The sequence below is a fragment of the Streptomyces sp. JLBJ103 genome (assembly GCF_058215575.1).
In genome coordinates this window covers 6,137,884-6,151,456 of the sequence record NZ_CM177089.1, presented here as the reverse complement: position 1 = coordinate 6,151,456, position 13,573 = coordinate 6,137,884, and the positions used below count along the sequence as shown (strand labels likewise).

General features: G+C 70.8%; 13 protein-coding genes. 9 read left to right on the top strand and 4 right to left on the bottom strand.

The annotated features are described in order from the left end of the window. Positions 1–44: 44 nt before the first annotated feature. Positions 45–1,463: a tyrosine--tRNA ligase gene (gene tyrS / locus AC4BEG_RS27180; protein WP_490702363.1), complete on the top strand. Its 1,419-nt coding sequence runs from the start codon at positions 45–47 to the stop codon at positions 1,461–1,463. A gap of 138 nt (positions 1,464–1,601) precedes the next feature. Here the strand turns inward: tyrS and AC4BEG_RS27175 are convergent, their stop codons facing one another. Further along, positions 1,602–1,883 carry a GlsB/YeaQ/YmgE family stress response membrane protein gene (locus AC4BEG_RS27175; RefSeq protein ID WP_490702362.1) on the bottom strand — a complete coding sequence of 94 codons (282 nt, stop codon included), beginning with the start codon at positions 1,881–1,883 and terminating at the stop codon, positions 1,602–1,604. A gap of 211 nt (positions 1,884–2,094) precedes the next feature. Between AC4BEG_RS27175 and AC4BEG_RS27170 the strand changes: the two genes are divergently transcribed. Together AC4BEG_RS27170 and AC4BEG_RS27165 are read left to right on the top strand one after the other, a co-directional pair. Continuing rightward, entirely contained in the window at positions 2,095–2,499 is a 405-nt protein-coding gene (locus tag AC4BEG_RS27170) for a DUF3099 domain-containing protein (protein WP_490707209.1), read from the top strand. Positions 2,500–2,692: 193 nt separating this feature from the next. Further along, positions 2,693–2,929 (top strand): hypothetical protein, encoded by a 237-nt coding sequence (locus AC4BEG_RS27165; RefSeq protein ID WP_490702361.1) that lies wholly within the window; start codon positions 2,693–2,695, stop codon positions 2,927–2,929. 39 nt (positions 2,930–2,968) lie between these two features. On the opposite strand, the gene moaA is transcribed toward AC4BEG_RS27165, so the two are convergent. The 3 genes from moaA to AC4BEG_RS27150 form a co-directional block, all read right to left on the bottom strand. Then, positions 2,969–3,958 (bottom strand): GTP 3',8-cyclase MoaA, encoded by a 990-nt coding sequence (gene moaA / locus AC4BEG_RS27160; protein WP_490702360.1) that lies wholly within the window; start codon positions 3,956–3,958, stop codon positions 2,969–2,971. 216 nt (positions 3,959–4,174) lie between these two features. Continuing rightward, complete coding sequence (locus tag AC4BEG_RS27155) at positions 4,175–5,776, bottom strand: solute symporter family protein (RefSeq protein WP_490702359.1); 1,602 nt, start codon at positions 5,774–5,776, stop codon at positions 4,175–4,177. Further along, the gene (locus AC4BEG_RS27150; RefSeq protein WP_490707208.1) at positions 5,773–6,090 is read right to left on the bottom strand and encodes a DUF485 domain-containing protein; all 318 of its coding nucleotides are present in this window, start codon (positions 6,088–6,090) and stop codon (positions 5,773–5,775) included. Before AC4BEG_RS27150 ends, AC4BEG_RS27155 begins: the two co-directional genes overlap by 4 nt. A 605-nt stretch (positions 6,091–6,695) precedes the next feature. On the opposite strand from AC4BEG_RS27150, the gene AC4BEG_RS27145 reads away from it, so the two are divergent. From AC4BEG_RS27145 to AC4BEG_RS27120, 6 genes are all read left to right on the top strand, one after another. Continuing rightward, positions 6,696–8,237: a S8 family peptidase gene (locus tag AC4BEG_RS27145; RefSeq protein ID WP_490702358.1), complete on the top strand. Its 1,542-nt coding sequence runs from the start codon at positions 6,696–6,698 to the stop codon at positions 8,235–8,237. Positions 8,238–8,470: 233 nt separating this feature from the next. Further along, on the top strand, positions 8,471–9,466 hold the full coding sequence (locus tag AC4BEG_RS27140; protein WP_201874403.1) for a DEDDh family exonuclease: 996 nt from the start codon (positions 8,471–8,473) through the stop codon (positions 9,464–9,466). A 63-nt stretch (positions 9,467–9,529) separates the two neighbouring features. Beyond that, entirely contained in the window at positions 9,530–9,763 is a 234-nt protein-coding gene (locus tag AC4BEG_RS27135) for a hypothetical protein (protein WP_201874402.1), read from the top strand. Between the two features lie 82 nt (positions 9,764–9,845). Then, positions 9,846–10,649 (top strand): SURF1 family cytochrome oxidase biogenesis protein, encoded by an 804-nt coding sequence (locus tag AC4BEG_RS27130; RefSeq protein WP_490702357.1) that lies wholly within the window; start codon positions 9,846–9,848, stop codon positions 10,647–10,649. A 28-nt stretch (positions 10,650–10,677) separates the two neighbouring features. Beyond that, the gene (locus AC4BEG_RS27125) at positions 10,678–12,465 is read left to right on the top strand and encodes a glycoside hydrolase family 15 protein (protein WP_490702356.1); all 1,788 of its coding nucleotides are present in this window, start codon (positions 10,678–10,680) and stop codon (positions 12,463–12,465) included. Between the two features lie 5 nt (positions 12,466–12,470). Beyond that, on the top strand, positions 12,471–13,226 hold the full coding sequence (locus tag AC4BEG_RS27120) for an SDR family oxidoreductase (protein ID WP_490702355.1): 756 nt from the start codon (positions 12,471–12,473) through the stop codon (positions 13,224–13,226). The last annotated feature ends 347 nt before the right edge of the window (positions 13,227–13,573 follow it).

Sequence of the window (13,573 nt, the reverse complement as noted above, 5' to 3'; positions counted from 1 at the left end):
GGTCCCCGCCCATCCGTCCATCCATGACTCACCTCAGGAACCTCATGACACGCCTCGGCGAATCCGTCGCCCGCGCCAGCGAGCTCCTCAGCCAGGACCTCTCCTCCGACAGCATCGTCGAGCGGCTGCTGAACGAGACGGGCTCGCGGCGCTATCTGGATCTGACGGACCTGCCGCCCAAGGACCAGGCGGAGCTGATCGCGTCCCGCACGGTCGAGGTGCTGCCGGGCGTGGCCGAGCTGACCGAGCGCATCGAGCGGCGTCGGGCCGAGGGCAAGGGGCTGGGAATCAAGCTGGGCATCGACCCGACCGCAGCCGATGTGCACCTCGGCCACGTCGTACCGATGATCATCCTCAGCCGCTTCCAGCGGATGGGCCATGACGTCACCCTGCTGATCGGTGACTTCACGGCCAAGATCGGGGACCCGTCGGGCCGTACGGCGGAGCGTCCGCCGCTGACCGACGAGGACATCGCGCGGAACCTCGCGGGCTACCAGGAGCAGGTGCGGCCGTTCTTCGACTTCGAGAAGGTCAGCTTCCGGCAGAACAGCGAGTGGCTGGCGCCGTACACCTTCCCGGAGCTGCTGACGCTGCTCGCCCAGGTGCCGGTCTCCCAGCTGCTCCAGCGCGAGGACTTCCGTAACCGGCTGGCGGCGGGCTCCGGGCTGACCATGTCCGAGCTGCTGTACCCCATCGCCCAGGCGCTGGACTCGGTGGCGCTGGAGTGCGATGTCGAGCTCGGCGGCGCGGACCAGCTGCTCAACCTCCAGATGGGCCGCAAGCTGATGGAGCTGCGCGGGCAGACCCCGCAGCTGGTCGTCACCATGCCGCTGATCGAGGGCACCGACGGCACCGGTGCCAAGATGTCCAAGTCCAAGGGCAACTATGTGGCGCTCACCGCGACCGCCGACGATGTCTTCGGCAAGATCATGTCGATTCCGGACCGGCTGATGAAGCCGTACCTGGAGGCGTGGACGGAGTGGACGGACCTGGAGATCGCCGCCGCGACCGCCCGGGTGGAGGACCGTTCGCTGCATCCGATGGATCTGAAGAAGGTCCTGGCGGGCGAGGTCGTCGCGGCGCTGTACGGCATCGAGGCGGCCATGAAGGCGCGGGCGGGCTTTGTCGCCCAGTTCTCCAAGAAGAGCTTCGCCGATGTGGGCACCCTGCCGGTGGTGGACGCCGCCGAGCACGGTCCGGAGACCGTCGCGACCGTGCTGAGCAAGGTCCTGGAGTTCCAGCCCAGCGCGTCGGCCGCCCGCCGGGTCGCCAAGCAGAACGGGCTGCGGCTGGTCATCGAGACCGACGGCGGCCAGGAGTCGGTGGTGCTGCCCGAGGCGCAGGCGGTACGGCCGCTGGCCGAGGTGGTCGCGGAGACCCTGGCGGAGGCCGGACTCACCGCGGCCTCCGGCACCGTCTACCTCAAGGCCGGGCGCAAGATCGCCCACATCCAGGGGCTGTGAGCCCACATCCAGGGGCTGTGAGCCCACATCCAGGGGCGGTGACCGCCCCGGGGCGGTGCCATGCCGTCCACAACGGCCCGAAGCGGCGGCCGGTGCGCATCCACCACGCGCGCCGGCCGCCGCCGCTCAGGCGGCCGCCTAGGCCCGCTCCCGTCTTCCGCCGTGGCGAATGGTCTGCCACAGGGGGGTGCCGAGGGCGACGATCAGGACCGCCCCGGCCAGTTGGAGCAGATGCCGGATCCAGTCGAAGCCTTCGGTGTACCTGACTCCGACCCATCCGGCCACCGCGTTGCCCAAGATCGCTCCGAGGATGCCGAAGAGGCAGGTCAGCCACAGGGGGATGTGCTGCTTACCGGGGAGGATCGCCCTGGCAAGCACACCGAGGATGATTCCTACGACGATCGCCCACAGCCAGTTCATGTCGCCTCCTGACGCGGTGGGGATGCGCATTTCTTTCCAGTGTTCGACCAATTCGACTACGGCGCACGTCGGAGCGTCGGGTCCATGTCATGGCGTAATCGAGTGGCCACCCATCGGGGTGCCCCGGTCTCGAAGCCCGAGCCCGCGCGGCGTAACGTTGAGTACGTCCCAGAGCGGGGGAGCCTGCTCCTCGATCAGGTGGTGGAACGTGATGCGGAAGCAGGGCGGCCCGGAAGTCTTCCGGATCACCGGTGCCCGCCAGGGGCTGGCCGACGATGTGCGCGGTCGGCAGCGGCGCTATGTGATCTCGATGACCGTGCGCACCATCTCCGTCGTGCTGGCCGCGGTGCTGTGGAACGTGGAGCGCCATGTGGCCATCGTGGCGCTGGTGCTGGGCGCGGTGCTGCCGTATATCGCGGTGGTCATAGCCAACGCGGGCCGGGAGAACGCCCCTTCGCTTCCCGCCAGTTTCATCCCGCCTCCGCAGCGGCCCATGTTGATCTCCGCGCCGCACTCCGACGGTCCGCGTCAGGAGCCATCGGACGGCTCGCAGGCGGAATCCGGCCCGGAAGACGTTGGGCATACCAGTGAGGATGGACGCGGAGGACACGGCTGACCTGCCATGTTTCCGTAGGCTCAGGAAATCCTCAGATCAATCATGCTGTTCCGGTGCACTGCGCCCCATCCCTCGTGACATACTGCGTACGCGCTCCGCATCCCCCGTCGGAGCGACGGACCGACGCCGGGCGGCTCCCCCCGTGGCTGCCCGGCGTCGTCATGTCCGTGGCGGCTTCCGTAGAGTCTGCGGTGTGAACACCCGCGAGACCCCCGCCGAAGACGATGCCGTGATCTGCTCCGCCAAGGGCTGCCGCGCCCCGGCGGTCTGGGTGCTGGCCTGGAACAATCCGAAGATCCATACTCCGGAGCGGCGCAAGACCTGGCTGGCCTGCGAGGAGCACCGTGAGCATCTGTCCCAGTTCCTGGGCGTGCGGGGCTTTCTGAAGGACGTGGTCACGCTCGAGGAGTGGTCGGCCGCCGATCACTGATCCGGGCGGGCGGCCGACCACGACCGTGGGCCGCCCCGCTCAGCCGCCGATCGCCGACATCGGGCGGTCCGGCTGGAGGAACGACGGATCGTCCAGTCCGGACCCCGCCTTCTTGCCCCACATCGCCACCCGCCACAGCCGGGCGATCTCCTCGTCCGGGGCGCCGGAGCGCAGCGCCCCGCGCAGATCGGACTCCTCGCGGGCGAACAGACAGGTGCGCACCTGTCCGTCGGCGGTCAGCCGGGTGCGGTCGCAGGCGCGGCAGAACGGGCGGGTGACGGAGGCGATGACGCCGACGCGGGCCGGGCCGCCGTCGACGAGCCAGCGCTCGGCGGGCGCGGAGCCGCGCTCGCCGTCGTCCTCCGGGGCGAGGGCGAAGCGGGTGCGCAGACTGGCCAGGATGTCCCCCGCGGTGATCATGCCGTCGCGCTTCCAGCCGTGCTGGGGGTCCAGCGGCATCTGCTCGATGAACCGCAGTTCGTAGTCGTGCTCCAGGGCCCAGGCGAGCAGATCGGGGGCCTCGTCCTCGTTGAGGCCGGGCATCAGCACCGCGTTGACCTTGACCGGGGTGAGCCCGGCGGCGCGGGCCGCCTCCAGCCCGCGCAGTACGTCGCCGTGGCGCTTGCGCCGGGTCAGCGCCTGGAAGACCTCCGGGCGCAGGGTGTCGAGGGAGACATTGACCCGGTCCAGGCCCGCGTCGCGCAGCGCCCCCGCGGTGCGCTCCAGACCGACGCCGTTGGTGGTCAGCGACATCTGGGGGCGCGGGGCGAGGGCGGCGCAGCGCTCGACGATGGAGACCAGGCCGGGGCGCAGCAGCGGCTCGCCGCCGGTGAACCGGACCTCGGTGACGCCGAGCTCGGTCACCGCGATCCCGATCAGCCGGACGATCTCGTCATCGGTGAGCAGATCGGGTTTGGCCAGCCACTGGAGCCCTTCTTCGGGCATGCAGTAGGTGCAGCGCAGATTGCACCGGTCGGTCAGGGAGACACGCAGGTCGGTGGCGACGCGACCGTAAGTGTCGATCAGCATGGTGGCAGCCCCTCCACGGTTCGCAGGCATGCGTGCGTGCGCTACATCAATTGTTCCGCAGCGTACGCGACGGCTGTGACGATCGGATTTCCGCAGGACCGTCAGGGACCGCCCAGGACCGTGAGGGGGGCCACCCCGGGCCCGTACGAACCGGTCGGTTCACACAAGCCGGTACCGGCCCGTCGCTCGGACGAGCCGGTCGCTCGGACGAGCCGGTCAGTGCGCGCCGTATCCGGTGAGCGAGCGGACCTCCAGCTCCGCGTACTTCTTCGGGTCCGGCTCCTCCTTGGACAGCAGGGATCCCACCCAGCCGAGCAGGAAGCCGAGGGGGATGGAGATCAGTCCCGGGTTCTCCAGCGGGAACCAGTGGAAGTCGACGCCCTTGAACATCGAGCTCTTCGGATTGCCGGAGACAACCGGCGAGAAGAGCACCAGGAAGACGGAGGAGGCCAGCCCGCCGTAGATGGACCACAGCGCGCCCTGGGTGGTGAACCGCTTCCAGAACAGGCTGTACAGGATCGTCGGGAGATTGGCGGACGCGGCGACCGCGAAGGCCAGCGCGACGAGCCCGGCGACGTTCAGATCCCGGGCGAAGACCCCGAGCACGATCGCGACGATGCCGATGCCGACGGTCGCCCAGCGCGCGGCCTTGACCTCCTCCTCCTGCGTCGCCTGGCCCTTGCGGATGACGTTGGCGTACAGGTCGTGGGCGAAGGAGGACGAGGAGGCGAGGGTGAGCCCGGCGACGACGGCGAGGATGGTCGCGAACGCCACCGCGGAGATCACGGCGAGCAGCACCGGGCCGCCGAGCTTCTCGGCGAGCAGGGGTGCGGCGGTGTTCCCGGCCGGGTTCGACTTCTTGATGTCCGCCCCGTTCAGCAGCGCGGCGGCGCCGAAGCCCAGCGCGATGGTCATCAGGTAGAACACGCCGATGATGCCGATCGCCCAGTTCACCGACTTACGGGCGGCCTTGGCCGTGGGGACGGTGTAGAAGCGGATGAGGATGTGCGGCAGGCCCGCGGTGCCGAGCACCAGGGCGAGGCCGAGCGAGATGAAGTCGAGCTTGGTGGTGCCGGTGGCTCCGTACTTCAGGCCCGGCTCCAGGAAGGCGTGGCCCATACCGCTGTTCTCCGCCGCCTTGCCCAGCAGGTCGGACACGTTGAAGTCGAACTTCAGCAGCACCAGGAAGGTCATCAGCAGGGCGCCCGCGATCAGCATCACGGCCTTGACCATCTGCACCCAGGTGGTGCCCTTCATGCCGCCGATGGACACGTAGAGGATCATCACCACGCCGACGAGGACGACGATGAGGATCTTTCCGGCCTCGTTGGTGATGCCCAGCAGGAGGGAGACCAGCACGCCCGCGCCCGCCATCTGGGCCAGCAGGTAGAAGATCGACACGACGATGGTGGAGACGCCCGCGGCGGTGCGGACCGGGCGCTGGCGCATCCGGTAGGCGAGCACATCGCCCATCGTGTACCGGCCGGTGTTGCGCAGTGGCTCGGCCACCAGCAGCAGGGCGACCAGCCAGGCGACGAGGAAGCCGATCGAGTACAGGAACCCGTCGTAGCCGGTGAGCGCGATGGCGCCGGCGATGCCGAGGAAGGACGCGGCGGACATGTAGTCGCCGGAGATGGCCAGGCCGTTCTGGAAGCCGCTGAAGGAGCGGCCGCCGGCGTAGAAGTCGTTGGCGTCCTTGGTCTGGCGGCCGGCCCATACGGTGATGCCGAGGGTCGCGGCGACGAAGACCGAGAAGAGGGTGATGATCAGCGGCCGATGGTCCGACGCGCTCTCCACCGCGAGCTGATGAACGCTCATGCGCCGCCTCGCATACGGGACTTGATCGCCGCGGTCCGCGGGTCGAGCTTGGCGGCGGCGTGCCGGGAGTACCACCAGGCGATGAGAAAGGTGGTCAGGAACTGGGCGAGCCCGAACACCAGGGCCACGTTGATGTTGCCGACCACCTTGGTGGCCATGAAGCCGTGCGCGTAGTTCGACAGCAGGACGTACAGCAGGTACCAGCTGACGAACGCGATGGTGAGCGGGAAGGCGAACGAGCGGTGCGCGCGGCGCAGTTCGCCGAACTCCGCGCTCTCCTGCACCTGGGTGTAGGAGGGATGATCGTGTAGCAGCTGATCGCCTGGGCGATCGCCGGTTGGTGCGGTATTCACGGTTTCTCCTGGTGGGGACGGGTATGGCTTGATCCAGATCACGCATCGTAGGGCGCCCTCGGCCCTTCCGACAGGGGCCAGTTGATGGAAAGACGAGGGATCCACCTGGAACCTTCGACTCCGGGTGCTGTGGCGGGTTTTCTCACGGAATGCATTGATGCCCACGCCTGCTCAGCGATAGCTTCCTTCGTCATGTACCCGTCCAGTGCGCAACCGCGCCCGGACGGCCCGTACGGATGATGTGGAGACCCCATGGCTCATCTGAGATCGGCTCCTCCGAGATCGGCTCCTCCCAGACCCGGACGGCGGGCCGCACAGCGCCCGTCGCCGTCGTACCACCGCATCCGCACCACTCCCCTCCACGGCCTCGCCCCCGGCCTCGCGACGCACCGGGGCACCGAGGCGGCGGGCCCGGCCCGCCGGACCGCGGCCCACGCCGGGCGTATCCGCGTCCCCCGGGTGGCGCGCTGAACGCGCGCCCGCGCCCCCGGTCCGGAAATGCTGACGGCCCGGCCCGGTCCGCCCGCCCCACCGTCCACGTCCACTCACAGAGAACCGGAGTACCCATGACGTCGCGCCGCTCCTCCCTGCCGTTGCGCACCGCCGCCATACCCGCCGCCATGGCGCTCACCACCGCGCTGGCCTTCCTCCCGGTCACCGCGAACGCCCTCGGGCGGGACGGCCACGCCCCGGCCGCGGCCCCGGCCACCGCCGACGGTCCGTCGATGAGCTACGTCGTCAACACCCGCCCCGGGCACCACGATTCGTCCCGCGTCCGCAAGGCCATCGCGGAGGCCGGGGGCACCGTGGTGGTCGCGTACGACCGGATCGGCGTCATCGTCGTCCACTCCGCCAACCCCGACTTCGCCAAGACCATCCGCACGGTCCGCGGTGTCGCCTCGGCCGGTGCCACCCGCACCGCGCCGCTGAGCGCGCAGTCCACCACCGATGTGGGGACCCCGCAGGTGTCGACCGAGCGGGAGCAGAAGGCCGCGGCGGCCAAGGCCACGGCGGGTCAGGACCCGCTGGAGCCGCTCCAGTGGGACCTTCCGGCCATCAAGGCGGACAAGGCGCACGAGAAGAGCCTGGGCAGCCCGAACGTGACCGTCGGCGTCATCGACACCGGAGTGGACGACACCCACCCCGACCTCGCGCCCAACTTCGACCGCAAGGCATCGGTCAACTGTGTGGGCGGCAAACCGGACACCTCCGACGGCGCCTGGCGGCCGAGCGCGGAGGAGAGCCCGCACGGCACCCATGTCGCCGGTGAGATCGCCGCCGCGAAGAACGGCGTCGGGGTCACCGGTGTCGCCCCGGGCGTCAAGGTCTCCGGTATCAAGGTGTCCACGACCGCCGGGTTCTTCTACACCGAGGCCGTGGTCTGCGGTTTCGTCTGGGCCGCCGAGCACGGGGTGGACGTCACCAACAACAGCTATTACACCGACCCGTGGTACTTCAACTGCACCACCGACCCGGATCAGAAGGCGCTGGTCGACTCCATCACCCGGGCCACCCGCTACGCGGAGCGCAAGGGTGTGGTCAACGTGGCCGCGGCGGGCAACGAGAACTACGACCTCACCGCGGACTCCATCACCGACTCCTCCAGCCCGAACGACACCACCCCGGGTGACCGCACGGTGGACCCGAGCGTGTGCCTGGACATCCCGACCCAGCTGCCGGGTGTGGTCACCGTCTCGGCCACCGGCGCCAAGGGGCTCAAGTCCTCGTTCTCCAACTACGGTCTGGGGATCGTGGACATCGCGGCCCCGGGCGGCGACAGCACCGCTTACCAGAAGCCGGCGCCCCCCGCCACCAGCGGTCTGATCTACAACACGCTGCCCGGCGGCAAGTACGGCTACATGGCGGGCACCTCGATGGCCTCCCCGCATGTCGCGGGTGTCGCGGCCCTCATCAAGAGCACCCACCCGAAAGCCTCGGCCCGGCAGGTGAAGTCGCTCCTGGCCCGCCAGGCCGATGACACCGCCTGCCCGGACCCGTACGACATCGACGGCGACGGCACGGTCGACGCGGTCTGCGAGGGCGACGAGCGGTACAACGGCTTCTACGGCGCGGGGATCGCCGACGCCCTGGACGCCGTCCGGAAGTGATGGGCTGACGCGGCAGCCCGTACGGGCCGCCGGGTGGATGTCAGCGCCCGGCGGCCCGCAACACAGGACCGCCGCACCCCGGGCACCGGAGGACAGTTGCCGACCACTACACTGGCCGGGCTGTGAGCGGTCCCGCGGGTCGGCGTCCGACGGGCCGTCAACCCGGGCATGTGGCTTGCCCGTACCGGGGCATTGGTCCGGGCTGTCGGTATCGGCCCGTATCCTCATGGACCATGCTCGAGGACCCCACGGAAGCCGCACCGCAGCTCGCACCGCCGTCGTCGTGGCCGCCCGGCTATCCACAGGGGTACGCGGTCGTCGACGTCGAGACCACCGGGCTCGCCCGCGACGACCGCATCGTGTCGGCCGCGGTCTACCGGCTCGACGCCCGAGGCACCGTGCAGGACCACTGGTACACCCTGGTCAACCCGCAGCGCGATCCCGGCCCGGTGTGGATCCACGGGCTGACGCGGGAGACGCTGGCGGACGCCCCGCTCTTCCCGGAGATCGCCGGGGAACTCGCCGAGCGGCTGGACGGCCGGGTCCTGGTCGCGCACAACGCCGTCTTCGACTGGTCGATGCTGGCCCGTGAGTACGCCCGCGCCAAGAGCGCGGCACCGGTGCGGCAGCGGCTGTGCACCATCGCCCTCTCCAAGGAGCTGGGGCTGCCGCTGCCCAACCACAAGCTGGAGTCGCTGGCCGCGCACTACGGCGTGGTGCAGGAGCGCGCCCACCACGCGCTGGACGACGCGCGGGTGCTCGCCGAGGCGTTCCGGCCGAGCCTCCATCTGGCCGCCACGGCCGGGCTGCGGCTGCCCCTGCTGGCCTGCAAGCCGCTGACCGAATGGTCCGACGGACCGTCGGGCGGTATCGGCCACCAGCGCTCGTACCGGCCGACGAGCTGGCGCCCCAGCCGTAAGCGGCCCGCCTGCCCGTACCCCAACCCGGGGCGCTACGAGCCGGGCGGCGCGCTGGTGCAGGGGATGCGGGTGGCGTTCTCCGGGGACACCTCGGTCGACCGCGAGCTGCTGGAGGACCGGGCCGTGGACGCCGGGCTGCACGTGGCCACCAGCGTGTCCCGGCTCACCAGCCTGCTGGTCACCAATGACCCGGAGTCGGCCACCTCCAAGACCACCAAGGCCCGTTCCTTCGGCACCCCGGTCATCGACGAGGCGGCCTTTATGCAACTCCTCCAGGACGTCACTCCCGCACCGCCGACAAACAGGTGAAGTCGGCGCGACGCGCCCGCCCACCGCTCGCCCGCCACCGCGCCGCGCCGCACGCTGAAGCGCATGGCACGTTGTGAGGTCTGCGGAAACGACTACGGCATGACGTTCGAGGTGCATGCGCAGGGCGCCGTCCACGTCTTCGACTGTTTCTCCTGCGCCATCCACCGCATGGCACCCGTCTGCGAGCACTGTCGCTGCCAGATCATCGGGCAGGGCGTCGAGGCGGACGGCACCTTCTACTGCGGTGCGCACTGCGCCCGCGCGGAGGGGAAGGTGGGCATCGTCGACCACGTATGAACACCTGCTGAACACCTGCGTGGATTGTCGTCCGGCGCCCCCACCGGCCGGGGGACAATCCACGCCGAGTAGTGTCAAGGGCGTGTACCGCTTTCTGTTGACCCGGCAGTGGGTGATCCTCACGCTGGTAGGGCTCGTCCTGATCCCGACCATGGTCCGGCTGGGGTTCTGGCAGCTCCACCGCCATGAGCACCGGGTCGCGCAGAACCAGCTGATCGGGGACAGTCTGAAGGCCCCGGCGGTGCCCGTCACCGACCTCACCGCCCCCGGCCGCACCGTCCCCCGCGAGGACACCTGGCGGACCGTGCGGGCCACCGGCACCTACGACACCGCCCATGAGGTCGTGGTCCGCCAGCGCACCGGCTCCGACGAGCAGTCCATCGGCTACTTCGTCCTCACGCCGCTGAACCTCCCCGGCGACAAGGCCGTCCTGGTCAACCGCGGCTGGATCCCGGCGGGCACCGACCTCACCCGCTACCCCAAGGTCCCCGCCGCCCCCTCGGGCAAGGTCACCGTCACCGGCCGCCTCAAGGCCGACGAGACCACCGCCGACAGCGGGATCAAGGACAAGCGGGGGCTGCCCGCACGGCAGGTCAGCCTGATCAACAGCGAGCGGCAGGCCAAGGAGCTGTCCCGGCCGGTGCTCGGCGGCTACATCGAGCTGACGTCCTCCTCCCCCAAGGGCGGCAAGCAGCCCGAACCGGTGGCCGCGCCGGACCACAGCAGCATCGGCCCCCATATGGCGTACGCCATCCAGTGGTGGTTGTTCGCGGCCGGGGTGCCCGTCGGCTGGTTCGTCCTGGTCCGCCGGGAGCGCCGGGACCGCGCCGCCGAGAGCGCCGCCACGACCCAGGAGAAGGTCCCGGCCGCGGCCGGCGCCGAGTAGCTTTCCGTTTCCCGGGAAGATGCCCGATGTGTCTCAGCGCATCGACGACTACGCCCTCATCGGGGACCACCAGACCGCTGCCCTGGTCGGCCGGGACGGCTCGATCGACTGGCTGTGTCTGCCCCGCTTCGACTCGGCCGCCTGCTTCGCCGCGCTCCTCGGCGACCACGACAACGGCCACTGGCGGCTGGCTCCCCGGGGCGCGGGCGACTGCACCCGCCGGAGCTATCTCGAGGAGTCCCTGGCCCTGGAGTCCGTCTGGGAGACGGAGTCCGGCACCGTCAAGGTGATCGACTTCATGCCGCAGCGCGACCTGGCGCCCGATGTGGTCCGTATCGTCGAGGGCGTCTCCGGCAGCGTCGAGATGCACGGCGTCCTCCGGCTGCGATTCGACTACGGACATGTGATCCCGTGGGTGCGCCGCGACAACCACCACCGGATCGCGGTCGCCGGACCGGACTCGGTCTGGCTGCGCTCGGAGCCGGAGGTGCGCACCTACGGCAAGGACTTCAGCACCCGCTCGGAGTTCACCGTCTCCGCCGGGGAGAAGGTGGCCTTCGTGCTCACCTGGCACCCCTCCCACCAGCCCAGGCCCCGGCTCATCGACCCGTATGACGCACTGCGCTCCAGCCTCGAGGACTGGCGCTCCTGGGCCGCCCGGTGCAGCTATCGGGGCCCGTACCGGGAGGCCGTGGTGCGCTCCCTGATCACGCTCAAGGCGCTCACCTACGCGCCCACCGGCGGAATCGTCGCCGCCCCCACCACTTCCCTGCCCGAGCACCCGGGTGGGGTGCGCAACTGGGACTACCGCTACTGCTGGCTGCGGGACTCCACCCTCACCCTGAACGCGCTGCTGTCCGCCGGATACCGCGACGAGGCCGTGGCCTGGCGCGACTGGCTGCTGCGGGCGGTCGCGGGCGACCCCGCCGAGCTCCAGATCATGTACGGCCTCGCGGGCGAGCGGCGGATTCACGAGCACGAGCTCGACTGGCTGGAGGGGTTCGCGCACTCCTCCCCCGTACGGGTGGGCAATGGCGCGGTGGCCCAGCGCCAGCTCGACGTCTACGGCGAGGTCCTGGACACCCTGCACCTGGCGCGGATCTCCGGACTGCCCGCCGAATCACATGCCTGGCGGATGCAGAACGCGCTCATGGACTTCCTGGAGTCCGCCTGGCGCGACCCCGACGAGGGGCTGTGGGAGGTCCGCGGACCGCGCCGCCACTTCGTCCACTCCAAGGTGATGGCCTGGGTCGCGGCCGACCGCGCGGTGCGCGCCATCGAGGCCCACCCGGAGCTTGGCGGGGACGCGGACCGCTGGCGGGCGATGCGCCGGGCGGTCCACCGCGAGGTCTGCGAGAAGGGCTACGACGCCGCGCGCTCCACCTTCACCCAGTCCTACGGCTCGGCCGAACTGGACGCGGCGACGCTGCTGATCCCCCGGGTGGGGTTCCTGCCCGCCACCGATCCACGGGTCATCGGCACCATCGACGCGGTCCGCCGCGAGCTGAGCGAGGACGGGCTGATCCGGCGCTACACCGCCGACGGGGACGCGAACGTGGACGGGCTCCCCGGCCGCGACGGCGCGTTCCTCGCCTGTTCCTTCTGGCTCGCCGACGCGCTCCAGCTCGCCGGCCGCCGCAAGGACGCCCGCGCCCTCTTCGAGCGGCTGCTCGACCTGCGCAACGACGTCGGGCTGCTGGCCGAGGAGTACGACCCGGGCACCGACCGGCTGCTGGGCAACTTCCCCCAGGCGTTCAGCCATATCGGCCTGGTCGGCACCGCCCTTACCCTCGCCGGGGAGACCACGGCACACTGACTCCCATGGATCTTGGACTCAAAGACCGGGTGTACCTCGTCACCGGAGCCACCCGCGGGCTGGGCCTGGCCACCGCCCGTGAGCTGATCGCCGACGGTGCCAGGGTGGTCCTCACCGGGCGTGACGCGGACACCGCGTCCGCCATCGCCGCCGAGCTGGGGCCGGGTGCCCTCGGGGTCGGCGCCGACAACGCCGACCCCGCCACCGCCGCGCGTCTGATCGCCACCGCCCGCGAGCACTTCGGGCGCTTCGACGGGGTGCTGATCAGCGTCGGCGGACCCCCGGCCGGGCCCACCGCCGACATCACCGACGCCCAGTGGCAGACCGCGTTCGACTCGGTCTTCCTCGGCGCGGTCCGGCTGGCGCGCACCGCTGCCACGGAGCTCACCCCGGGCGGGGTGATCGGCTTTGTGCTGTCCGGATCCGTACGCGAGCCGATCCCCGGCCTGACCGTCTCCAACGGGCTGCGCCCGGGGCTGGCCGGATTCGCCAAGTCGCTCTCGCTGGAGGTCGGCCCGCTGGGCATCCGGGTCATCGGACTCCTCCCGGGCCGGATCGACACCGACCGGGTGCGCGAGCTGGACGGCCTGTCGGGCGACGCGGACGCGGCGCGCGAGCGGAACTCCGCGGCGATTCCGCTGCGGCGGTACGGCACGCCTGAGGAGTTCGGCAGGTCGGCGGCGTTCCTGCTCTCCCCCGCGGCGTCCTACATCAACGGCGTGATGCTCCCGGTGGACGGCGGCGCCCTGCACGCCATCTGAGCAGCGGCCGTCGGGCCTGGCCGGGGCCGGGCCCGACGGCCGGAGCCGGGCCTTCCGGTCGGTGCCGCGCTTGCCCGGCGGGTGCCGGGGCCTACCGGTCGGACCGGGGCCCAGCGGACCGCCCGGCCCGGTCGGGGGCCGGGAGCCTCCCGGTCGGTACCGGGGCTTTCCCGGCGTCGACTGACCCCACGGCCGCTACCCGGGCGGACGTCCACACGGCTTGCCCGAGCATGTCCGGCCGACACCCGGGCGGGTGTTCCACCACGCCCGCTCACCCGGTGGCTGGAGCCCTTCCCGGCCAACCAGCGGGACACCGGGGCCCTCCCGACCGGGCATTGGGCCCTCCG